Annotated in this window: 15 protein-coding genes; all 15 read left to right on the top strand. The window is 42.2% G+C overall.

Translation table 11 applies throughout. The annotated features are described in order from the left end of the window. Position 1 precedes the first annotated feature (1 nt). The 15 genes from GT508_RS03025 to GT508_RS02960 all read left to right on the top strand — a co-directional run bounded on the left by GT508_RS03025 (position 2) and on the right by GT508_RS02960 (position 25,790). The gene (locus tag GT508_RS03025) at positions 2-6,331 is read left to right on the top strand and encodes a SpaA isopeptide-forming pilin-related protein (protein WP_118569184.1); all 6,330 of its coding nucleotides are present in this window, start codon (positions 2-4) and stop codon (positions 6,329-6,331) included. Between the two features lie 81 nt (positions 6,332-6,412). Then, positions 6,413-6,553 (top strand): hypothetical protein, encoded by a 141-nt coding sequence (locus tag GT508_RS14400; protein ID WP_005344203.1) that lies wholly within the window; start codon positions 6,413-6,415, stop codon positions 6,551-6,553. Between the two features lie 6 nt (positions 6,554-6,559). After that, entirely contained in the window at positions 6,560-7,648 is a 1,089-nt protein-coding gene (locus GT508_RS03020) for a DUF5688 family protein (protein ID WP_118342922.1), read from the top strand. 76 nt (positions 7,649-7,724) lie between these two features. Next, positions 7,725-8,033: a hypothetical protein gene (locus tag GT508_RS03015; protein WP_023922639.1), complete on the top strand. Its 309-nt coding sequence runs from the start codon at positions 7,725-7,727 to the stop codon at positions 8,031-8,033. A gap of 3 nt (positions 8,034-8,036) precedes the next feature. Further along, on the top strand, positions 8,037-15,719 hold the full coding sequence (locus tag GT508_RS03010) for a DEAD/DEAH box helicase family protein (RefSeq protein ID WP_155234597.1): 7,683 nt from the start codon (positions 8,037-8,039) through the stop codon (positions 15,717-15,719). Positions 15,720-15,794: 75 nt separating this feature from the next. Continuing rightward, positions 15,795-18,551 carry a YodL domain-containing protein gene (locus tag GT508_RS03005; RefSeq protein WP_155234596.1) on the top strand — a complete coding sequence of 919 codons (2,757 nt, stop codon included), beginning with the start codon at positions 15,795-15,797 and terminating at the stop codon, positions 18,549-18,551. Between the two features lie 299 nt (positions 18,552-18,850). Then, the gene (locus GT508_RS03000; RefSeq protein WP_012744284.1) at positions 18,851-19,057 is read left to right on the top strand and encodes a hypothetical protein; all 207 of its coding nucleotides are present in this window, start codon (positions 18,851-18,853) and stop codon (positions 19,055-19,057) included. Next, the gene (locus GT508_RS02995) at positions 19,035-20,225 is read left to right on the top strand and encodes a CHAP domain-containing protein (RefSeq protein WP_008703824.1); all 1,191 of its coding nucleotides are present in this window, start codon (positions 19,035-19,037) and stop codon (positions 20,223-20,225) included. The genes GT508_RS03000 and GT508_RS02995 overlap by 23 nt, the downstream gene beginning before the upstream one ends. 158 nt (positions 20,226-20,383) lie before the next feature. Next, the gene (locus tag GT508_RS02990) at positions 20,384-20,596 is read left to right on the top strand and encodes a helix-turn-helix domain-containing protein (protein ID WP_008703822.1); all 213 of its coding nucleotides are present in this window, start codon (positions 20,384-20,386) and stop codon (positions 20,594-20,596) included. A 5-nt stretch (positions 20,597-20,601) separates the two neighbouring features. After that, on the top strand, positions 20,602-21,303 hold the full coding sequence (vanR, locus tag GT508_RS02985; protein ID WP_004853366.1) for a VanR-ABDEGLN family response regulator transcription factor: 702 nt from the start codon (positions 20,602-20,604) through the stop codon (positions 21,301-21,303). Continuing rightward, positions 21,290-22,375, top strand: coding sequence for a sensor histidine kinase (locus GT508_RS02980; protein WP_008703821.1), 1,086 nt, complete (start codon positions 21,290-21,292; stop codon positions 22,373-22,375). Before vanR ends, GT508_RS02980 begins: the two co-directional genes overlap by 14 nt. A gap of 134 nt (positions 22,376-22,509) precedes the next feature. After that, positions 22,510-23,367 carry a hypothetical protein gene (locus tag GT508_RS02975; RefSeq protein WP_025580548.1) on the top strand — a complete coding sequence of 286 codons (858 nt, stop codon included), beginning with the start codon at positions 22,510-22,512 and terminating at the stop codon, positions 23,365-23,367. 4 nt (positions 23,368-23,371) lie between these two features. Next, positions 23,372-24,085 carry an ABC transporter ATP-binding protein gene (locus GT508_RS02970; protein ID WP_004853372.1) on the top strand — a complete coding sequence of 238 codons (714 nt, stop codon included), beginning with the start codon at positions 23,372-23,374 and terminating at the stop codon, positions 24,083-24,085. Beyond that, on the top strand, positions 24,075-25,259 hold the full coding sequence (locus GT508_RS02965; protein WP_117456454.1) for an ABC transporter permease: 1,185 nt from the start codon (positions 24,075-24,077) through the stop codon (positions 25,257-25,259). The genes GT508_RS02970 and GT508_RS02965 overlap by 11 nt, the downstream gene beginning before the upstream one ends. Positions 25,260-25,286: 27 nt before the next feature. Beyond that, complete coding sequence (locus GT508_RS02960) at positions 25,287-25,790, top strand: hypothetical protein (RefSeq protein ID WP_015514509.1); 504 nt, start codon at positions 25,287-25,289, stop codon at positions 25,788-25,790. Positions 25,791-25,820: the final 30 nt, after the last annotated feature.

The following is a 25,820-nucleotide window of genomic DNA, read 5'->3' as shown; positions in this document are numbered from 1 at the left end:
CATGAAGAAAAAAGGTAATTTTAGAAAAGTAGTATCTGGCTTGCTGGCAGGCATGACAATGCTTAGTACAGTGCTATCTCCGATGACGGCATATGCAGCGGAGATCCAGCCAGAGGAGAAACCTCCACTTTATGAGGAAGTGAAAGACCTTCTGGATGAAGATGAGGTGGTGACTGCCAAAGATTATGAAATCGAAACAGGCAGTGTATTTAATGTGAAATCAGATTATACCGGACTGGAAATCAAGGATGATAACAAGGTTAAAGTCACATTTGAGGAAGCAAAGAATGATAAGAATGAGGATTTTACGACAGATCATGCGGACACTTACAAAGCGGTCTATTATGTGGAACCGGTAAATCAGGAGCATCCGAAGTACCAGATCAGCCGAAAGCTGATTGTGCGTGAGAAAGAAACAGAAGTGCAGACAGAAACTGCAGGGAGTGAAGCAGTAACCGAATCAGAAACAGCTGGCAGTGAACAGCAGACAGAGGAAACGGAGAATTCAGAAGCAGACTCGGAATTGCTTCCAACAGAGGAAGTGACGGAAAGCGAGATAGAAGAATTTGATTCTCAGGCAAGCGAACTATTACCGGATATGGAAGAAGATACTGAAAATACAACGGATTCGGAAACAGGTCTTACAGTATCGGATGCAATGGAGCAGGCGGAAGAGGAAGGAATTGATTTATACGCCATGGAAGCTGGTGAAACAGTCACTTTTATGGCAAAGACAAGTGCAAGAAGTGTACAGAAAGTATCTGTTACAAGAGGAACTCTGTATCGTTATGCGGATTATGGTTATGGTTCTTATCTTACCTATCAGTATACGGTTCAGTTTGGAAATGTATCTGCGACTGCTTACTGTGTACAGCCATCAAAACCGGGACCAGGAACAGGTAATTACACGATTAGTAAAGTCGGAGATGGAAAAACATTAGCTAAGGTATGTTATTACGGAACCAAGGCAGCAGGAGATGAAGGATTCTTTACAGAAGAGAATGGTTATGGAAATCTTAGTGCTGGAGCAAAATTCATTCTTGTTCATCTGGCGGCTTCTTATGCTAATGGAAGTGGCGACGCTTTTTCCGGAGCGAATAGTACAGCCAAGAATTTAGCAATGAAATTGTATAATTATTGTGTTTCACAGCCAGAAATACCGGATGTAGCAATGTCATTTTCTGATGGAGATGTAAAAGCTTATGTGGATGGCAATTCACAGAGAACCAAAGATATTACATTCAAAGCAGATAAGCTACAGACAATTACGATGAAGCTTCCGTCTGGTGTGAAACTTCATAATCTAAGCACAGGCACAACAAGTAAAGCTGGTGCAAGTGTAGAAATTTGCGGAGGAACAAAGTTTTATCTTTCTGCACCACTGACACAGGTGAGTGACGTGGCACAGAGCTGGTCTTCTACAATGAAGGGAAGTATTACAAAAGATTACTCTGCTTATAAAATCACCACCGGATCTGACACGCAGGATCTTGCGTTGGTATTTGGTGAAGGTGTGACAGATGAAAAATATATTGATTTCAAAGTGTCTTGGATTGAACAGGCTACGATCGAAATCGTAAAGAAAGACGATACAGCGGATGTCAATCTTGCAGGTGCAGTATTCGGTGTATACAGCGATGAGGCATGTACAAAGCTGATCACTCAGATGCCGGCAACAGATAAGAATGGAAAATCCTCTGTTACGATCATCAAGACACAGGATACCGTTTATCTGAAAGAGATCACAGCGCCACAGGGATATGTAGTAAATGCAACGGCAACAAATGTGAAACTGGTAGCAAGTAAGACCTCGGCTGTGACCGTGGAAAACAAGGAGCAGCTGGCAGAGCTTACCATTTACAAAGAAGGTCAGGTTCTTATCGGTGCAGAAGTCAGTGAGAGTGGAACCGTATTCCAGTATGAGAACCGCAGACAGAAAAATGCAGTATATAACGTGTATGCCGGAGCGGATATCGTAACTGCTTATGGCACAAAAGTGTACAGCAAAGGTGACTTGGTAAAAGAAAATCTGACAACAGGTGAGAATGGTTCTGTCACACTGAAAAACCTGCATCTTGGAACCTATGTGGTAAAAGAAGCAAAAGCACCGGACAATTTCTATAACGGCAGCGAAGAAAAGCCAGTGACTCTGACCTATGCCGGACAGAATAAAGAAGTTGTATTTGCAGATGTGACTTTTAACAACGAGAGACAGAAAGCAGATGTTTCCGTAGTAAAACAGGATAAAGACACCAAGAAACCACTGAATGGCGGTATTTTTGCTCTGTATGCATCCGATGATATTAGAAATGCAGACGGAACCGTTGTTGTGAAAAAAGGAACACTGATTGAGAAAGCAACTACTGGAGCAGATGGGAATGCAAAATTCACAGCGGATCTTCCGATTGGATATTCCTATTTTGTAAAAGAAGATCAGGCACCGGAAGGCTATGTAAGAAATACAGAAGATGTGTATACGTTCAAGTTTTCTTACACCAATGATAAAGAAGCAACCGTATCTTTTGCCCATACCTTCAGTAATGACCGTGTGACAGCAAAGATCAATTTATTCAAAGTTGATAAAGAAACAGGAAAAGCAGTACCGCAGGGAGATGCCACACTGAAAGGTGCAGTTTATGGTCTGTATGCCCGTGAAGATATTGTGCATCCGGACGGAGCAACCGGAACTATTTATAAAGCAGGAGAACAGATAGCATCTCTTACAACAGATGACAAAGGACAGGCTTCTGTAAATGGCTTGTATCTTGGCAAATATTATATCAAAGAGATTACACCTCCGACCGGATACCTGGCAGATACAGAAGAGCATGATCTTACGTGCAGTTATGAAGGAGATATGACAGCAGAAGTGAAAAGAGAGTGCACTTCCAGTGAGCAGGTCATCAAGCAGCCATTCCAGATTATTAAAGCAGCCAACAATGGAAAGACAGATGCAGATCTGTTATCCGGAGCTGGATTTACAGTTTATCTGAAATCTTCCCTTACAAAGAAAGCAGATGGAAGTTATGATTTTGATTCTGCAAAACCAGTAGTGAGTGGAGAAAAAGGAGCAACTGAGATTTTCACAGATGAAAAAGGGTATGCCTGCAGTATTCCATTACCATTTGGAAGCTATATCGTGCGTGAGACAACAACACCGCACAACTACAAGCCAGTCGATGATTTTGAAGTGAATATCACAGAGCATCATCCAAATGAGCCACAGATCTGGCGAGTGCTTCTGGATGAAGAGTTTAAGGCAAAACTGAAAATCGTGAAAAAAGACGATGAAACAAAGAAATCCGTCCTGATTGCAGGAACAGAATTTAAAGTGTACGACCTGGACAACAAGAAGTATGTGGAACAGGTAACAACTTACCCAGTGACAACAACCCATAAGTCCTATTTTACGGACAGCCAGGGATATCTGATCATGCCGAAGAATCTGAAGATCGGACATTACCGCATTGAGGAAGTCAACGCACCGGAAGGGTACACAATCAACAAGAACTATGTAGAGATTGCGGTGGATGCAAACACAGCATACCAGATGGATTCTGAGAGCGGAGATGCCATTATTACGGTAGATTACGAGAACCATCCGGTAAAAGGAAAGCTGACGATCTATAAAAAAGGTGAAATGCTGACCGGATTCAAAAAGGATTTTGTTTATGAAGAAAGATACCTTAAGGGTGCGGAATTTAATGTCTATGCAGCTGAAAATATCTATACACCGGATTATCAGAAAGATGAAAACGGAAACAGACAGCTGATCTATGCAAAAGATGCACTGGTAACAACGGTAACGACTGGAGAAGACGGAAAAGCAGTTGCAGAGAATCTGCCGCTTGGTTCTTACTATGTGGTAGAAAAGACTGCACCGGAAGGATTCGTACTGAACCATGACAGATCAGAAGTCGCATTTGTCTATGCCAATCAGGATACACCTGTGATCGAACAGGAAGTGACTGTTGGCGATGACCGACAGAAAGTTGCAATCCAGGTAGAAAAACAGGATGCAGAAAATGGTGCAACCGTAGCAGGAGCTGTCTTTGGTATCTATAACAAAGCGGATATCAAGGCAGATGGAAAAGCAATCGTGAAAGCAGACACACTCTTACAGGAAATGACTTCTGATAATGATGGTCTTGCGGCATGTACGCTGGATCTGCCACTTGGACAGTATTATGTGAAGGAGTTAAAGGCACCGGCGGGATTTGTATCCTCTGATGAAGTTCTGAATCTGGATGCTTCTTACCAGGGACAGGATGTGAAGACAGTAAAACTGAAAACTGTGAAAAAGAACCAGCCGACAACAGTAGAAATCACGAAATCTGATGTAACAACAGGTGTGGAGCTGGATGGGGCAAAACTCACCGTTCTTGATAAAGAAGGAAATGTTGTGGATCAGTGGACGTCTGTAAAAGATCAGCCACATGTGATCAAACGCCTGACAGTTGGAGAGGAATACACTCTTCGTGAGGAAATGGCACCTTATGGATATCTGAAAGCAACGGATGTGAAGTTCACTCTGGAAGATACCGCCGAGATTCAGAAAGTAGAGATGAAAGATGAAGTACCGACAGGACTTCTGATCATCAACAAAAATGGAGAGTTTTTGGATAAGGTAACACTTTTGGATCATGTAAAAGGTACCGTGGAGCATCTTTTTGAGTATGTAACCGGAAGCCTTACAGATGTGACGTTCGATGTATTTGCTGCGGAAGATATCAAAGCGGCAGATGGTGTCAGTGAAGATTATTTCAAAGCAGATGAAAAAGTGGGAACCATTACTACAGATTCCAATGGTATTGCACAGATGGGAGATCTCCCGGCTGGAAAATACTATGTGAAGGAAGTAAAAACAGCCCATGGTTATGTGCTGGACAAAGAGCCGAGATATGTTGATCTTTCTTACCGTGATCAGGACACACCAGTCATCACTTATGATGAGAAATGGCAGAATGCCCGTCAGAAAGTAAAGATTACGGTTCTGAAGAAAGAAAAGGATACAGAACGTGTCCTTGCAGGTGGTGTCTTCGGTCTTTATACCAGTGAAAATATCAAAAATGCAAAGGGCGAGGTACTTCTTGAGAAAGACAGTCTGATTGAGCAGCGGGTAACGGATGAAAAAGGACAGATCACTTTTACGGCAGATCTTCCGGTAGACGGAAAATACTATGTGAAAGAGATCTTTGCACCGGACGGATTTGTTACAACAGATGAAGTACAGGAATTTACCTTTGAATATGCTGGAGAAGACCAGGCAGAAGTAAGCTACGACTTTACTTTTGAAAATCAGCCAACCACAGTAGAGCTGACCAAAACAGACCTGACAACAGGCAAAGAACTTCCAGGTGCACACCTGAAAGTAACGGATTCAGATGGCAATACAGTAGATGAATGGACTTCTACGGAAGAATCCCATGTGATCAAAGAACTGGTTGTTGGTAAGGAATACACCATGACAGAGACAAAACCGGCAGATGGATATGTCACTGCAGAAAGTATTACTTTCACAGTAGAGAATACAGCAGAGGTTCAGAAGCATGAGATGAAAGATGATGTGACAAAAGTGCAGATCAGTAAGACGGATATCACAGGAGAAACTGAGATTCCGGGTGCGAAACTGACAATTCTCGATAAGGATGATCAGGTAGTAGAGAGCTGGATTTCCACAGAGGAAGCACACTATATTGAAAAACTGCCAATCGGTAAATACACCTTACGTGAAGAGCAGGCACCGAAAGGATATCTTCTGACAGCCGATGTGACATTTGAGGTGAAAGATACCGGAGAAATCCAGAAAGTGGCTATGAAAGATGATACTGCCAAGGGAAAAGTGATTCTCAATAAGACAGATAAATCGTCAGGAGAACCACTGAAAGGGGTAGAATTTGAACTCCGTGACAGCAAAGGAAAAGTTCTGGAAACTTTAAAGACAGATGCTGCCGGTCATGCAGAAAGTAAGCTGTATGAGATTGCCACATTTAAGAACGGCAAATATGATACAGCGATCAAGTATTATCTGGTGGAAACAAAGACACTGGATGGATACACACTGGATCAAACCAAGCATGAAGTGACATTTGCTTATGCAGATGACAGTACACCGGTTGTAGAAGTTACCTTTAATCTGACAAATGAGAAGCCGGAAGTTCCAGAAACACCGAACACACCGGATACACCACAGTCCCATGAAGAGACGAAGGTATCAAACGCACCAAAAACAGGTGACAGCACAAATATCTGGCTGCCGATCCTGCTTCTGATAATCTCCACAGGAGGTATGGCAGGACTTTATATCAGCAGAAAAAGGAAAAACAAATAAGGAAACCAACGGTTATGATTGGGAGCTTCTATGTGAGGCTCCCTTTTTCATACACAAAATCACAGAAAGGAACAGAAAACTATGATGAAAGCAATGGAAAAAAGACAGGAAGCACGAAAAAACCAGGAGAAAACTTTAAAGAGAATGATGGCTTATCAGAAGAAAGCTGAGCAGATGGTCAGCAGAAAAAGAATGAACCATCACATGATCAGAAAGGGGTAAAAGCGTATGATGAACAGAAAAGAATTTTATGAATATGTCAAAGACAATGTAAAGGAGTATCTGCCAGAGTCTTACAGGGACGCAGAAATTAAACTTCAGGAAGTAGAAAAAAACAACGGTTTGAAGCTGACAGGTATTACGATTCCAAACGGAGATCAGAGAATCGTACCGACGGTCTATCTGGATTCCCTCTACCAGGAATATATCAATGGGAAAGATGTAGATTCTTGTGTTGGGGATGTAGCTGATATGCGTATTGAAGCACAGGGTAAAGCAGAATTTTTTGATATGGGAGTTCCGGATATTCTTGATTATGAAAAGATGAAGGACAAATTACAGATGAGAATTTGTGACAAAGAATGGAATACCGATCGTTTGGCAGACAAAGTAGTCACAGAACACGGAGATTTTGCAGCTTATTATGCAGTAAATCTGGAGGAAAATGGAGAGGGAATCAGCAGTATTCCAGTAACTGTTTCTCTGATGAACGAATGGGGAGTATCTGTCGAACAGATTCAGGCAGATGCGATGATGGCAGATAAGAACAGAGGCGTGCAACTGGTGGATATGACACAGATTATCGAATCTATGATTTTTGGAGGAACACCGAAGAATCTTTTGAATGAAAAACTGGATATGGAAACTGTGGAGAATCCAATGTTCTGCCTTACCAATGAATCTAAGATGAATGGAGCTTCCCTGTTACTGCAGGAAGATATTCGAAAACAGATTGGGGAATGCCTGGGAAGTGATTACTTTGTCATCCCATCTTCCGTTCATGAAGTGCTGATTCTCCCGGATAACGGTATTTTACAGGTTCCAGAATTAAATGCGATGGTACAGGAAGTCAATGAGACACAAGTGGAAAGACAGGAACAGCTTTCTGATAAGGTTCAGTTCTGTGACAAAAAGACCGCAGTATTGGAAAATGCTGAGCGCAGGGAAGCACGTCTGGAGAAAGAAAAAGTAGCCGAAAAAGCGGAAGTAAAAGGTGGAATCCATGGAAGATTGGAGAAAGCTAAGGCAGAAATCAAGGCAAAAGGGACGGATACAATCCCAAAGAGTAAGGCGAGAGATCTTGCTACAGCATTATAAAGTGAAAAGAAAACGATGGCTTATGGGGACTGTGCAGAGCAGTCCCCAATTTTTTGAAGTTGGAGGAGAAAAGAATATGGATTGGTGTTTATATGGTGAAGACAAAAGGAGGGAAATTGATAGAGATTTAAAACCGGAATATCTTTTGGATGATTTACGGAGATATCAGGATGTATTTGGCGAAGAGTTTGGTGTGAAAGAACTTCTTATGCTGGAGGATATCAGGGTAAAGGCTATGATTGCCGGAGCACTTGCAGATATGCCGGAATTTCTTGTTGATCAGATTGGAAAAGCAAATAATAGCAGTAGCTTTCCTTCCGTGACAAGGGCAATGGAACGGATTGCCGATGTTGTAGAAGAAAAGTGGGAAGAAGAAAGGGAGTAACAGATGGCAAATAAATTATATGCAATGGAGCAGCTGACGGAGGAAGTGGCAAAGGACGTTTCCGCTAATCCGCAGGAGTGGATACGTTTTCTAAATACTGCATCCAGGCTGTACCGGTACACTTTTCCGGAACAGCTCTTGATCTATGCACAGCGTCCGGGAGCAACAGCGGTGGCTTCCATGGAAATCTGGAACCAGAAGATGTACCGATGGATTAAAAAGGGTTCCAAAGGAATTGCCCTGATAGATAACACATCCGGACCAAAAACGAAGTTACGATATGTTTTTGATGTGCAGGATACTTATAAGGTAAAAAATCTTGGCAGAGATCCACAGTTATGGAACCTTAATCCGGAAGGAGAACAACTGGTGGCAGATTATCTGCAGGAACAGCTTGCACTGGAAACAACAGAGGGAGGCTTGCCAGAGGTTCTTCACCAGGCGGCAGAAGAAAGTGTGCAGGCCTGGCTACCGGATGCTTTCGATGAATTGCAAATGGATGTATCAGGTACTTTTCTGGAAGATTTGGACGAGCAGAATCAGAAAGTGGAGTTCCGGGAATTGATGACAAACAGTGTCTGGTATGTATTACTGAACCGATGTGGACTGGATGTACAGGAATATCTGGATGCAGAGGATTTTCGGCATATTACGGATTTTAACCAGTTAAAGGTTATGGGACATCTTGGAAGTTCTGTGAATGAGATCAGCAGACCGGTATTGATGCAGATTGGACGATATGTATTGGATGATCTGGAAAAAGATCTGAAAACGGTTGCAAAAGAAAAGAAAGTAGCTTATAATAAATTTAACACGTTAATTCGTGAAAGTAAAACAAAGAACACAGAAGATAGAGAAAAAAATAAGGAGGAAACAGAGCATGAGAGAGATCACTTACAGCCAGAACGGAGAGTATCAGATTCCAGATATCAGCCTGGAAGAGACAAGAGGAACAATCGGGAAGTACGGAATGATGAGGAAAGAGTATCTGAGAAATTACAAGGTAGCCAGGTTCAATATTCTGACACTGCAGAACCGTCTGGACAGTCATCTGATGGAGATCGACAGTCAGGCAAGACAGAGAGTAGACAACCTGATGAACGAACTTCTAGAGAAAGATCCGGCACCAGACAAGATGGCAGACACAATGGCATGGACCAGACACATGAACCAGATCAAAGCACAGGCAGAGGAACTGGTGATCCAGGAGATTATTTACAGTTAAGCCTGTTCCCAACAGAAGAGGAACAGTTTGGAGAAATAAGGAAAGCGGCAGCTGCATTAGAACAGCCGGCCGCTTTTCTTATTTCCGATGAAGTAGTCGATCATATCCTTCGCACAGGTAGTGGGCAGAAAAATACACTGTTTCATATTACTGCAAGATTGATCGAAGGTCTGGACAATGAAGAAATGCAAAGCTTCCTGAAAGATGAATATGGCACCGGAGGAAAAGGATTTACCATAGATAATCAGAAAATCAGTATCTGGTACGACAACGATGGTATCCGTATCCGGCGAGGTGACTCTGCAAGAAGAAACTTTGACCGTATCGTTACGTGGGAAGAAGCTGCTGACAGGATCCGGGATATGTATGAGGAGGGAAATTACGTTGATAATCTTATCTCCAATAATGCTATCGAGCAGGAACAGAAAGAAATGACAGATCTTCTGGCACTTCATTTCCGAGATACAAATAGAAATACGGAAGAATACCGGTCTTATACGGATTGGCAGGATACCATTCGGAACGCTTGGACAGATCCAGAAGGAAAAAAAGAAATCTATCAGCAGTTTGAATGGTTACAAGCGGATATGAATGAAAATCCGAGTAATTATCATCGTTGGGAAATTCAGCATAATCCAGTATATTCTCAGCGTTTTCGTGACCTTCAGAGAGATTTCTCCTGGGTGGATCAACAATTTAAAGTAGAACGTCTAGGGCTTTCCTTTATCACACAGGATGAAATTGATGCAGTGTTAAGAAGAGGTGGCATTACTGCCGGAGGACGTAACCGGATTTACGAATATTTCATGGAACATTATGATATGAAAGATGCAGCTGAGTTCCTGAAAAATGAATATGGAACAGGTGGTTCTTCACCCGGAATACCAGGAGCAGGTGCTTCCGACGCATCACATGATGCAAAAGGATTAAAACTTGCAAAAGGAAAAATTGGCAATCCAGAAGTAGAAGTTCTATTAAAGTGGAATAAGGTTGCAGAACGTGTCCGCCAGTTAATCCGCACAGATGATTATTTGTCATCGGAGGAAATGGAAAAGTACGAAGAGCGACAGGAAGCACAAAAACTGGCAGACTTGGAAGAAGCACAGCAGATGTTAGGAGAACAACAGGAGCAGGATACTTTAACCGCTGAAGATATAACTGATTTGCAATTAGTTGATTCAGAATATATGTCTGGTACCAGAACAACAATTCATGATTTTGATTGCAAAGTTAAGGGAGAAGAGAATCAACTTCAATACACATTAGAATATCATGATGATGGAGAAGGTTTCACGATTCATACGGAAAAAGATGATATTTGGAATCGAATGTCAACACAAGAATTGGAACGTCTGGATGTAAAACTTGGACAAGAAGTACTTTATTATCATTATCACAACAAAACAGTAAATGCGGATACCCTAGATAAATTACGGGAAATCAGGGAAGAAATAATGGAGGAAGAGTCCTCGTATTTCACTGCTATTTCTAATCGTGTGTGGACAGATTATGATAAAAAAGAAAAAGAATTATCTGGAGAAGTTGAGGTATCGGAAGAAAAAGAATCTTTGGAAGAGATTAACGGAATATCAGAACCGATTCCAGCAACGAACTTCCGCATCACAGATGATGAGCTTGGGCAGGGGACAGCAAAAGAAAAGTTCCGTGCCAATATCATGGCTATCCAGCTGTTAAAGAAATGTGAGGATGAGAACCGTAATGCGACACCAGAGGAACAGGAAATCTTATCCCGATACGTTGGCTGGGGAGGTCTTGCAGATGCATTTGATGAAACAAAAGCTGCATGGGAGACAGAATATCTGGAATTAAAGACGGTTCTTACACCAGAGGAATATGCGGCAGCCAGAGCTTCCACCTTAAATGCTCATTATACACAGCCGATTGTGATTGACAGTATGTATCAGGTGTTGGAGAATCTGGGATTTACAAAGGGAAATATCCTGGAGCCATCTATGGGAGTCGGGAACTTTTTTGGAATGCTTCCGGAGAATCTAAACCAGTCCAAACTTTATGGTGTGGAATTGGACAGCATCAGCGGCAGAATTGCAAAGCTGCTCTATCCTGATGCCAATATTCAGATCAAAGGTTTTGAGAAGACAGATTATCCCAATGATTTCTTTGACGTGACAATCGGAAATGTGCCATTTGGTGCATACAAGGTCAATGACCGTCAGTATGATCGCTTCAATTTCATGATTCATGATTACTTTCTTGCCAAAACGATAGATCAGTTACGTCCAGGTGGTGTGGCTGCTCTGATCACAACAAAGGGAACTATGGACAAGGCATCACCAGAAGTTCGAAAATATCTGGCAGAGAGGGCAGATCTGTTGGGAGCAATCCGACTGCCCAACACAGCTTTTAAGGCAAATGCAGGAACAGAAGTCAGTGCTGATATTTTGTTTTTCCAGAAGCGTGACAGCATGACAAAAGAGATGCCGGAGTGGGTGAATCTTGGAAGTGATACCAATGGAATTACAGTCAACCAGTATTTTGCAGACCATCCTGAAATGATTCTGGGTGAGATGAAAGAAGTATCGGGTCCATATGGTATGGAAACAACCTGTGCTCCAATGGAAGGAGCTGATTTGGAATTACAGTTGCAAGAAGCTGTGAAACAAATTAAGGGAAGCATGGTACCGGCAGTAGATGTGGAAACAGAACTGGATGAGATGCCAGAGAGTATTCCAGCAGATCCAAATGTGCGAAATTACAGTTATACGGTGGTAGATGATCAGGTATATTACCGTGTCAACTCTTTGATGAATCAGGTGAAAATGCCTGCCGCCACTGCAGAACGTGTGAAAGGCATGGTTGCAATCCGTGATACTGTTCGTGAATTGATCGCCATGCAGATGGAGGAATTTGTAGCAGACGAAGAAATCCAGAAACAGCAGGAGAAACTGAATCAGGTATATGATACCTACACAGCAAAGTATGGAGTCATTGGAAGTAATGCTAACAAACGTGCATTTTCTGATGACTCTTCTTATTGTCTGCTGTGTTCACTGGAAGACTTGAATGAAGATGGAACGCTGAAACGAAAAGCGGACATGTTTACTAAGCGAACCATTAAAAAGGCGGTCGCTGTGACAAGCGTTGAGACAGCCACAGAAGCACTTGCATTGTCTCTTAACGAAAGGGCAAAGGTAGACCTTCCTTATATGGCAAAGCTGACTGGAAAGACCGAAGAGAAAATCACAGAAGAACTGGTTGGAGTTATCTTTAAGAATCCACTGACAGACCAGTGGGAAAGCGGAGATGAATATCTGTCCGGAAATGTCAGGGATAAATTAAATACTGCGAGAACCTTTGCAGAGAATCGTCCGGAATTTACACCGAATGTCCGTGCATTAGAGGCAGTTCAGCCGAGAAATCTGGAAGCGTCTGAGATTGAGGTGCGTGTTGGAGCTACATGGATTGAGCCTTCGGATTATCAGGCTTTTATGGTGGAACTGCTTCATACCCCGTGGTATCTTGCACAGAAGGAAATACAGGTAAAATACTCTGAGGTCAATGGTGAATGGCGTATTACTGGAAAAAATGCAGATAGTCCAAGGAATGCGTTTGCCTATGCAACGTATGGAACTGAGAGAGCAAATGCCTATAAGATTCTGGAAGATACCCTGAACCTGAAAGATGTCCGCATTTATGATAAGAGTGTCAATGAGAATGGTGATGAAATCCGTGTCCTCAATAAGAAAGAAACCATGCTGGCATCACAGAAGCAGGATGCCATGAAAGCAGCATTTAAGGATTGGATTTTTAAAGATCAGCAGAGGCGTGAAAGACTGGTAAAAGTTTACAATGAACGATTTAACAGTATCCGTCCCCGTGAATATGATGGCAGTCATTTGACTTTCCCAGGAATGAATCCGGAAATAGAGCTTCGCCCGCATCAGAAAAATGCTGTTGCACATCAGCTTTACGGAGAGAATGTGCTTCTGGCTCATGTAGTAGGAGCTGGGAAGACTTACGAGATGGTAGCGGCTGCAATGGAGAGCAAACGTCTGGGATTATCACAGAAGAATCTCTTTGTCGTGCCGAATCATCTGACAGAGCAGTGGGGAGCAGAATTCCTGCAGTTATATCCGGGAGCCAATATCCTGGTAGCAACCAAGAAAGATTTTGAACCGGCGAACCGGAAAAAGTTCTGTGCCAGAATCGCTATGGGAAATTATGATGCCATTATCATTGGACATTCTCAGTTTGAGCGTATTCCAATCTCTGATGAGAGGCAGGAAGCCATGTTGCGGAAGCAGATTGATGATCTGGAAATGGCAATCCAGAGTGCAAAGTATGAACAGGATGGTGGACGTTATACTGTCAAACAGATTGAAAAGACCAGAAAGACACTGCAGACAAGGCTGGAAAAACTGAATCAGAAAGAGAAAAAAGATCAGGTAGTTACGTTTGAAGAACTGGGAGTGGATCATTTGTATGTAGATGAAGCACACAGCTATAAAAACGCATTCCTTTATACAAAAATGAGAAATGTAGCCGGGATTGCACAGAACGAAGCACAGAAGTCAGCAGATATGTTCAATAAATGTCAGTATCTGGATGAGATTACCGGAGGAAAAGGCATTACCTTTGCTACGGGCACACCGATCAGCAATAGTATGACGGAATTATATGTTATGCAGCGGTATCTGCAGAACAGCAAACTGCAGAATATGGGACTTGGATTGTTTGATTCCTGGGCTTCCACTTTTGGAGAAGTTGTCACGAGCATCGAACTTGCACCGGAAGGAACAGGATATCGAGCAAAATCAAGATTCGCCAGATTCTATAATATCCCGGAACTGATGAATATGTTCAAGGAGATTGCAGATATAAAGACTTCCGATCAGTTAAAACTTCCTGTGCCGGAAGCGGAATATGAAACAGTGGTGCTGAAACCAACGGAACAGCAGAAAGAAATCGTAGAAAGCCTTGGAGAACGTGCAGAAGTTGTCAGAAATGGTGGGGTAGATGCCTCCGTTGATAATATGCTGAAAATCACCAATGATGGAAGAAAGTTAGCACTGGATCAGCGTTTAGTGAACGAATTATTGCCAGACAATCCGGAAAGCAAGATATCAGTCTGTGCAGAGAAAAGCTATGAAATCTGGAAAGACACAGCAGCACAGAAATCAGCACAGTTGATTTTCTGTGATTTGAGTACACCGAAAGGCGATGGCAGTTTCAATGTTTATGATGACTTGAAGCAGAAACTGATTGGGAAAGGTGTACCGGAAAAAGAGATTGCTTTTATTCATGATGCAAATACAGAAGCTAAGAAGACGGAGCTGTTTGGAAAAGTGAAATCCGGACAGGTTCGTTTTTTGATTGGTTCTACAGCAAAGATGGGTGCAGGAACCAATGTGCAGGATCGTCTGATTGCGTTGCATCATCTGGATATTGGCTGGAAACCATCTGACTTGGAACAGAGGGAAGGACGTATTATCCGTCAGGGAAACCATAATAAAAAGGTTCATATCTTCCGGTATGTAACAGAATCCACATTCGACAGTTATATGTGGCAGCTGATTGAGAATAAGCAGAAATTCATTTCTCAGATTATGACCAGTAAAGCACCTGTGCGAAGCTGTGAAGATGTGGATGAAGCGGCACTTTCTTATGCGGAAGTCAAGGCCCTTGCAACTGGAAATCCGGCAGTAAAAGAAAAGATGGCATTGGATGTGGACGTAGCAAAGTTGAAACTTTTAAAAGCGAACCACATGAATAACCAGTACCGCCTGGAGGATGATATTGCAAGGAATTTTCCACAACAGATTGCAAAACTGACGGAGATCATAGACAGCTACAAGGTAGATATCGCTCATTATTCTGAGCATAAAATCATAGATCCAGAGCTGTTTTCTATGGAAATCAGTGGCAAAGTGTTCACAGAAAAGAAAGAGGCAGGTATGGCACTTCTGGCGGTCTGCAAAGACATTAAGTCTGTAGATGCAGCTATGGACATTGGAAGCTATCAGGGATTTAACATGAGAATCCAATTCGACAGCTGGAGCAAAGAGTTTATCCTGTCTGTAAAGCATGAATCGGTAGCTAAAGTTCGATTGGGAGCCGATGCTCTAGGAAATATCACTCGTATCAATAATCTTTTAGAAAGTTATCCGAAGAAACTGGCAGAAGCAGAACAACGGCTGGAAACGGTACAGGAGCAGATGACAAACGCCAAAGAGGAAGTCGGGAAGCCATTTCCAAAAGAAGAGGAGCTGAACCAAAAACTGGAGCGGCTGTCAGAGTTAAATGCACTTCTCAATATGGATGAACGGGAAGATACAGAAACAGAGCAGTCGGAATCAAAAGAGAAAGAAGAAAGACCGGCACGAGGTTCTATCCATGAGAAACTGCAGATTTATAAAGAAAAGAGTCAGCGGGAAAGTGAAACTGGCAAGGAAACCAGAAAACGGGACTTCGGTCTGGAATAAATAGAAAGATGGCATAATTTGGTAGAACAAGGTTCTGTCGGTTATGCCATTTTTTAGAACACAGGAGGAATTTATATGGCAAGAAACAGGATAACGGGTAGAGAAACACAGAAAATGCAGGAATATACGCAGGAACAGATCAGTCAGGCAGAGCGTAGAGGCATAGAATTTCCAACAGATGTAAAAGAACAGATTTTTGAATATGCGAATCTGATCGGTGAGGAAGAGAAAGTTAGGACTCTGGTAAGAAATCTAGCAGATGCAGTGATCCAGGCAGATGAAGAAGGGGTAGAGGATCTACTGGATGATGCCAGAATGGATATTCAGGATCTACCAGATCCAACCATAGGTAAGCTGGAATTACGTGATTATGGATATACAGCAGAAGACATGGTGCCGCTTAGAAAAGAAGCAGCTTTGGATTATCACAGAATGGGTTCTAAGATTTATTGCCTGGGCAGCGATGGCGGCAAGGGAGAGTATGCAAGTAAAGAAATGATACAGGCACATGAAGGTCTGTTTGGCATGGAATTACAGATGTGGGAACGGATAAGGGATCAGGATCTAGATTATGCAGACGAAGATTTTGGAGCATTTCAGGAACCGATGAGTGTAATCGACCAGGAAGAAGCACTGAAATTATATGATGCCGGAGCAGATATTTATTTGATTACTAATTTTTCATCACCAATCTATGTTACAGAGCGAATGGAGATCGAACGAGGTCCGGAGCATTATCAGATGTCTACGGAAGAACTGGAACGATTCCGTAATCTGGAATGGGAAATGCAGAAATATCCACAGATTCAGTCTTTGAAAGAGGCAAACCTGTTGTTAGGAACAAGGCGAACCTTTGGTATTTATCAGATCAAGGACGATTCACCGGGCGAAAACTATGTATTTATGAATATGCGCTTTATTGAAAGTCATGGTATGCAGATAAAAAAAGAAGATTATAAGCTGGTCTATGTTGGTGAATTATCGGAAAATATGTCACTGGATGATATTTTTGAAAGGTTCAACATTGATAGACCGGAAGATTTCCGTGGGCATTCCCTGTCTGTCAGTGATATCGTAGTTCTGAATGACGGGGAAAAAGTAACCGCTCATTTTGTAGACAGTATCAGTTTTGAACAGCTGGATTCTTTCCTGAATCTGGAAGAACAGGTTCTTAGTGAACTGGCATATGAGGTAGGAGAACGTTACTTTGCTATTCAGAGAACAGAAGAAGGATATGATTATTCGTTTTACGATGAAGATTTCCGTCTGATGGATGGTGGCGTCTATGAAAATGATGAAATTTCTATTGAAGAAGCGTCAGAGGAACTTCTGGAAGACGAAGGCTGGACTGGAGAACGCATCCGTGGAGATTATGATCAGTTGATGGAGAAAGTAGAAGAAATGGATGAAGTTGTAATGGCAGAGATTCAGAAAAGCCAGGGCGAATATAAGCCTTTGGCAAAGGTGGAGGAACTGGAAGAAGCGAATTATAACATGATTGATAACGTCCTTAATAATATGCCACCGAAGAAAGAGCCTTATCTGGAATATTTCGCCACAGAATGTGATGAGTTCCATGATATGGGAGCTTATGAAAAAAGTACCGATGTTAATCAGATAGCTGCAGTCTATGAAAAATATAGGGAGAATCCAGAAACAGCTTATCTGGGATGCTCAATGGGAATTATCTATCGTGATCCGGAAGAAAGTTACTATGATGAAGCTGAATTTGCAATCGTTAAAGGAAATACCGTACTTGGAAATCTGATGGATGATGTTCGATTTTATGGAGAACTTGCACTGGTACGGGAAGGAATTGAAAAAATTCATGAAGCATTGCCGGATTATAAGTATGTACCGATGCGGGATGTTCGGGAAGCGATGTATCCAGAGAAGATGACTACAGAACAGCTGGCAGAGGCAATGGATGAGATTGCAGAAGCTTTTGATTCGTATGAGTATCGGGATAATGTTGAGATGGGAGAAAATACGGTACAGGAAGTAATGTTGGATTTACAAAGCGGTAATATTCATTCCTATATTTCGTATCTGAAGGATATTGTAGACGAAGAATGCGATCTGTCTGTTCGTGCAGGAGTATTGATTGAAAGACTGAAAGCCTATGAACCTGAACTTCCAAAGGATATGGAACCAATGGTGTATGTAAACTATTGTGAAGAAAGTGATCTCATGAATCCAAGATGTCAGAAGCTGTCTGAGCTGGATGCAAAAACAGCAGAAATGGATAAAGAATGGTATGCAAAACGTGATCCGAAGACAGAGGAACCTACAAAAATTGCAAAGATATATGTGACTGTATATTATGAGGAAAAAGGTGAACAGATGCTGCATCATTTTAAGAAGTCAATGGATATTGGAAATGGACATGGCGGTATTGTGAGTCAGTTGAAGTATGATAATGAAATGAAGCTTACAGATGAGTATTGGATCAATTACCAGAAAGGCAAAGGAAGTGAAGAGTTCCAAAAGTATATGGAAGATCTGACAGACATGCAGAATCATGTGCTTCCGTATCTGCAGAGTTTTTGCAATCTGGAGGAAAAAGGTGTGAAGGAGAGACGAGAACAGCAGATAGCAGAAAGATATGAAGGAAGAGCAGATGAGAGGGTAACAAGTACCGAAGCGAATGAAGTTGTTAAGGATGTAGGAAAAACAGATAGAAAACCGGCACAGCAGAAGCAGGCGGTAGATGGAAAAGATAAGAAATTATCCATTCATGAACGGCTTGAGATCAATAAGAGGATTATTCAAGAAAAGCAGGGAAAAGATAAAACGGAGAGAGGAGTTGATTTGGGTGTAAGGACAGTGTAGAATAAGCAGAACGAGTCGGAGGTCATGGATGATAACGTGGCTTCCGGCTTTATTGCGTATTGTCGGAAGAATTATAAATGGTATAATGAATGTAAATGCGATAAAAGAATGTCGCCTGTTATGCGACTTCCAAATGAGAAAAGTGTGTTATTCTGAGATCAAACAAGAGGCTAATAGAGTCAGGAGGATGACATTATGAGTAAAAAAGGATATAGCAGACCAGGATTCTTTGGATCCATAAACCATTATGATGCAAACGGAAAAAAGTAGGCGAGAGCAGACCAGGATTCTTTGGTGGTATGAACGACTATGATGCAAATGGAAAGAAAATCGGACATAGTTCGCCTTCCTTTTTTGGTGGTATGAATCATTATGACAATAACGGGCATAAAGTAGGTGAGAGTCGACCAGGATTCTTTGGCGGTTTAAACCATTATGATGACAAGGGGCATAAGCGGGGGCATAGCAATCCAGGATTTTTAGGTGGATTCAATCATTACGGTTAAAACTGCACAGAGAGCAGCACAAGCGGCAAGGGCTGCGGCAAAAGCCGCCGTGGTTACGGTAAAGGCGATTGCCAAAGCGACCGCACTTGCCATTAAAGCGATTATTGCCGGAACGAAAGCCTTGATTGCCGCTATCGCCGCAGGCGGCTGGGTGGCGGTTTTGGTTATTATCGTGATTTGCCTGATTGGTATGATCCTCGGCTCAGTATTTGGCATTTTCTTCTCAGACGAAGATTCCGGCACTGGAATGAGTATGCAGACCGTTGTGCAGGAAATCAATACCGAATACGATACCAAGCTGCAAGAGGAAAAGAACTCGGTATCCTATGATGTTCTTGAAATGAGTGGCAGCAGAGCCGTTTGGAAAGAGGTGCTTGCCGTTTACTCTGTAAAAACGAATACGGATCAAGATAACCCCCAAGAGGTTGCCACAATGGACGATGGCAAAAAGCAACTCTTAAAAGACATCTTTTGGGAGATGAATCAAATATCTTCCCGAACAGAGAGCAAGACCGAAACAGTTATTACCGAAACCGATGACGGACACGGTAATATCGTGGAAACTGAAAGCACGGTCACACAAACCTATCTGTATATTACCGTCAGCCACAAGACTGCCGAGGAAATGGCGGCGCAATATGGTTTTAACGAAGAACAGAAAGGCTACCTCGCTGAACTGCTTGCAGATGAAAACAATTACCTTTGGTCACAGGTGCTTTACGGCATTACAGGCGGCGACGGACAGATCGTGACCGTTGCACTCTCTCTGGTTGGCAATGTGGGCGGTCAGCCGTATTGGTCGTGGTACGGTTTTAACTCCCGTGTAGAATGGTGTGCTTGCTTTGTATCTTGGTGTGCCAACGAGTGCGGCTATATCGACGCTGGAGTTATCCCAAAATATGCAGGCTGTGTCAACGGAGTACAATGGTTTAAGGATCGTGGACAATGGCTGGATGGCAGCGCCGAGCCTGCCCCCGGAATGATTATTTTCTTCGATTGGGCAGACGAAAGTGGTCAGGATGGATTATCCGACCATACGGGTATTGTTCAAAAGGTCGAAAACGGCAAGGTTTATACGGTCGAGGGCAACTCCGGCGACAGTTGCCGAGTCAATGAGTATTCTATCGGTTATTACGAGATTCTTGGCTACGGCGCACCTGCCTATTAAAATACACAAGCCGCCTGCATTTTGCAGGCGGTTGGATTACATATCAGAAAGATATTGTGCCGGTTTGAAAACTAAAAGTCTCAAAATACAGACTTAATAATTGCGATTTCACTCTCAAAGTGCTATAATACAAACTATATTTGGGTGGAGGTGCGGAAATGAAAGTACGGTACAACAAACTTTGGAAACTTCTGATTGACAAGGGAATGAAAAAGAGTCAATTACGAGAAGCGGTCGGGGCAAGCAAAAGTACATTTGCGAAACTCGGAAAAAATGAAAATGTTACCCTTCCCGTGCTGTTGAATATATGCGAATACTTAGAGTGTGATTTTGGCGACATAATGGAAGCCGTACCCGAAAATGAGGTGTAGGATCAATGAACAAGAAGATTTTAATTGTGGATGACGAAAAAGAAATCGTTGATCTGCTTGAAGTGTATTTGAGTAACGATGGTTATTCAGTATATAAATGTTATAATGGGTTAGAGGCGATGAAATGTATCAAACAGTCGCAGATTGATTTAGCGATACTTGATATTATGCTGCCGGATATTGATGGTTTTCGACTTTGCCAAAAAATTCGGGAAAAGTTTTACTTCCCTATTATTATGCTTACCGCCAAAATTGAGGATAGCGACAAGATTATGGGGCTTACGATTGGTGCGGATGATTATATAACGAAACCGTTTAATCCTTTAGAGGTTGTGGCAAGAGTAAAGACGCAATTAAGGCGTTATCAGAGCTATAACAGTCCTAATTTGAGCCAATCCGAAGAAAAAGACGAGTATGACATCAGAGGTCTACTGATAAACAGAGTCAGCCACAAGTGCTACTTGTATGGCAAAGAAATAGCCTTGACTCCGTTGGAGTTTTCTATTCTGTGGTATCTGTGCGAACATCAGGGTAAAGTTGTCGCCTCGGAGGAATTATTTGAAGCCGTGTGGAAAGAAAAGTATCTTCGCAACAGTAACAATACGGTAATGGCGCACATTGGGCGGCTTCGGGAAAAATTGAATGAACCTTCAAAAAATCCGAAGTTCATTAAAACTGTTTGGGGGGTAGGGTATGAAATTGAATAAAAAAGAAAAAAACTATCTGCTCTCTACCTTGTTCAAAGGGTATGTAATTCAATGTGCGATTTGCTCTGTGCTTATTTTTGGCGGTACTTTTCTTTTAGGAATTATGGCAGAGGAAATTCTCCGCAAGTATGTTTTGTATTATTACTTGTATTACAGAACAGTATATCTTTATATAGTGGCTGTAATCGTGTGGGGTGGCTGTATTATATACATGACATACCTACTTTTGAAAAAAGTAGTCGCCTATGTGTACGAGGTACAGGCTGCGACAGGAAAAATGTTCGATCAGAATGTCAGTTACATTGAAATGTCCCCGGAGTTGAGTGAAATCGCCGCTAACATCAATCAGTTAAAACAAGAGGCTGAAAGTAATGCAAGGCTTGCAAAAGAAAATGAGCAGCGAAAAAATGACCTGATTATGTATCTTGCACACGATTTGAAAACACCGCTTTCTTCTGTAATCGGGTATCTTACTTTACTGCGTGATGAGTCGCAAATCTCAAAGGAACTTCGAGAAAAGTACCTTTCAATCACTCTTGGTAAGGCAGAACGGTTAGAGGATCTGATTAACGAGTTTTTCGAGATAACACGATTCAATATATACGATATTACATTACAATACACGAAAATCAATTTAACTCGCCTGCTGGAGCAACTTGTATATGAATTTAAGCCTATGCTCAAATCAAAGAATTTGCAATGTAATCTTTGTGTTGATGATGATATAATGCTTCGATGTGACGCAGACAAAATTCAGCGTGTTTTTGATAACCTTTTGAGAAATGCGGTTATCTACAGTTTTGAAAATACGGATATCACGATCAGCGCACAATGTCAGGAAGATACGGTCAGCATTATTTTTTGTAACCACGGCGATACTCTGCCGGAAGAAAAGTTAAACAGGATTTTCGAGCAGTTTTATCGGCTTGACGCAGCGAGAAGTACAAGCAGTGGAGGAGCTGGATTAGGTTTGGCGATTGCAAAGCAGATTGTTGAACTACACAATGGTACAATCGTTGCAGAGAGCCAAGAGGATCAAAACAAGTTTTCAATTACTTTGCCGTTGGCGTAGGAAAATTGTAAGAATTTGCATAGAAAAAAAGAGGAATATCTTACGAGCAATCAAGAAAATACGGGCTTCTGTTTTGGTACAATAAAAGTATCAAGATAGAGGCTCGTATTTTTTGTGATACAGCATAAGGAGGAATGATGAAGTTGCTAAGAAAACAAATGCTGCTATGTTCTATTTTGTTTCTTGTATTTACGCTATCTGCCTGCTCTGCAATTGGGCAGACAGACGAAAACAATCTTACAGATAGCGCAACATCCGCAGAAAAAACGGTATCAGTTGTACGAGGGACAATTACTCCAACCGTTTCAACGCAAACGACTATTGTTCCGGCAGTACCGTTTATTATTTCCTCACCCGAAAATGGCATATTTAATACAGCGGTAGAATTAGAAGAAAAAATCACTGCCGGGCAAATTATTGGAACTGTGAACGGCAAAGAATTGAAATCTCCGGTGGATGGTACAATTACCTCTATTGCCCCATCCAATGAAAGCGTACCGAGTAATTATCCCGTAGCGATAGTGCATTATACAGGATTTGCCCTCAATGTAGAGGCAGATAATTTTTTGAGTACCTTACCGGAGTATGCAGAGTTGAAAGCAAAATTTCAAGTATATGATGGTGTAGGACCAACCGATATGATTGCCGTGGTGTCGCCTGCCGCAGATGAAAATGCGTTTACGGGAATCGTGCCGCAAGAGGGCATTCTGCAATGCTTGATCAGTCAAACAGTCGATGTGAAATCGGGGCAAAGTGCAACGGTAGTCATAACGGCGACAACGAGAAATGATGTCCTTATATTGCCGCTGTCGGTAATAGCGGGTAGACAAGGGACGGGATTGGTTACTGTAATTACTCCGAATGGAGAAAGAGTGGAAACAAAAGTGACATTGGGTGTGACAGACGGAGCCAATATAGAAATACTGTCCGGCTTAGAGGAGGGCGATGTAGTTTCTGCTACTCCGCCAAACCTTGATCCGAGGGGGATTTGATAAAATGAAAGGAATTTCCGAAAAGACTTTAATCAAAATAAAGGATTTGAAAGCAAGCGTCAAATTGAATAATGGCGATATGCTGACAACAGTAACCAACGCTAATATGGAATTGCAACGAGGGCGCAGTTATGCCATTGTCGGAAAGTCCGGCTCAGGCAAAACAAGCCTTATATCCATTATTGGCTTGTTAAATCGGGAATATGAGGGCGAGTACCTTTATGATGGTATATCTATTTCTGCTTTGAAAGACCGTGATCTGTCTATACTGCGAGCCAATAATATCGGATTTGTATTTCAGAACTACTCTCTGATTAAGCACTTGCGGGTATGGGAAAATATCGAATTACCCCTACTCTATGCCAAAAAGTCGTTTACCGCCAAACAGCGTCACGAGATAATTACAGGCTTGCTAAAAAGTGTCGGCTTAGAAAGCAAGGAAAATGATTACCCAATCAATTTGTCCGGCGGTGAACAACAAAGAGTTGCAATCGCAAGGGCGCTTGCAGTATCTCCGGAAGCCATTTTATGTGATGAGCCTACGGGAGCGTTGGATAAAAAGACGGGAACGCAGATTATGGAACTGTTGCACAGCGTCGTAAAAGAAAATGGAATTATGCTGCTGTTGGTTACGCACGATCCTGATATTGCAGATACCTGTGATACGATTTTTGAAATGGATGGAGGGAGGATAACTTGTGCTAAAAATGATACTTAAAGACCTTCGTCTGTCTCCACTTAGAAGTATTCTGACAAGTGTTTCAATGCTTGTAGGCATTATCGCAATGCTTGGATCGGTATTAGTTGGTACGCTTGGACGGGAGTATTTGATTTCCGTAAACGCACAGGTATATGGCTGGTCACCTACTTACTCATTCGTGATAACGGAATCCGATTTTCACGATAGAAATAAAATGGAACAATTATTCCAGAGATTTGAAGCCATTGATGATGTAGCCGCTGTTACTTTTTCTATGGGAGAAGATATTCGATTTGCACCAATGAAAGATTTAACGCCAATACCGCCGAATGATGTTTACCAAAACCTGATGGCTTTTGATTTAGTTTGCACCACGGAGGCATATAGTCAAGTCTATAATCTTCCAATGACATCCGGTAGATGGTTAGAGCCTTCGAGTGAGGGCGGATCGCTTGAAGTGGTCATAAACAAAGAAGCTAAAAACTATTTTAATGATTCGCCCTATGCTGCAGGAAATGTAAAAAGCACACTTTCGTTAACCCCATTCAATATTGTCGGAGTAGTAAACGATGGCAGGGATTTTCCGACTATCTATGCGGATTCTGCGGCGATCCTCAATTTCGCACCAGCAATGTGGCAAGTACAAAATGCAAATGTGTATTGGCATCCCACAACAGGACTGACAATCGAACAGATACATTCTGCCCTTGGCGACATTTTGACTGATACCATTGGCGGTTACTGGGAAAGTGCTGGGCGGAGTGATATTGGAGATACCTATGATTCGGTATTGTCCATACTGCAATTAGGGCTTTTGGTTACTTCGCTTTTGTTGCTGTTTGTTTCCGTATTAGGGCAGATCAATATCGGACTATCTTCATTGGAACAGCGCACACATGAGTTGCTGATCCGCAGAGCGATAGGTGCTTCACGAACAAATATTGTGGCATTGGTTTTAGGCTCACAGTTGATTTTATCAATATTCGTTTGCTTTGCAGCTATTTTGATTTCGCTGATTTTGGTGCATTGTATTGGAGCGTTGCTCCCTGTGGATTCCCCGGTGGGAACACCGAGTTATCCAATCAGCGTTGCTGTTGTTGCAGTTGCTGTGTCTGTGCTTACAGCATTATTGGGCGGATTATTACCAGCATTGAAAGCAGCAAAATTAGAGCCTGCATTGGCTCTTAGATAATAAAACTCAATTCAAGGAGGAAACAAAATGAAACGAACAATCTCAAAATCCGAAAGACCGTACAGACTGTTATTGTGTGTTATGATTTCTTTGCTGGTGATTATGCTGGCAGGCTGCTCCACTTCTTCGGACTCCGACACAAACACAAGAGGTTTCACGGACTTTGCTACCATTGAAGAAGAATACCTAACGACCATTGAGAGTTTGAATTGGCCGGAGGGCTTTACGCCGCCTGATGCTTTGGAAGGCGAAGATACGGGAGCGTCTTTTCAGATAGGATATGGCGATACAAGAGCATCTAACCTTTGGGAATATTCTTGGATGCAGGAATGGCTTGATACTTACAATACGGATTCGGAAAGGGCGGCAAAAGCCTTAGCTGAACTCGAAAAAGCCTTTGATATGCCTTATATGGGAACAGATCGCTGTGATGACGCCACACGCAAATATCTTCGTGATAATATTGATAAAGCTAAGTTGGGAGATCCGTCTGGATTTACAGAGTGTATTCAGGCAAATTATGCCGATTAAAAATGGCACATAGGAGTTTTGGTGTTGGGA

Origin of the sequence: Dorea sp. BIOML-A1, assembly GCF_009875615.1 — a bacterium.
GTDB lineage: Bacteria > Bacillota > Clostridia > Lachnospirales > Lachnospiraceae > Dorea_A > Dorea_A amylophila.
The sequence above is the reverse complement of the archived record's forward strand: the minus strand, read 5'-3'. Positions and strand labels throughout refer to the sequence as shown.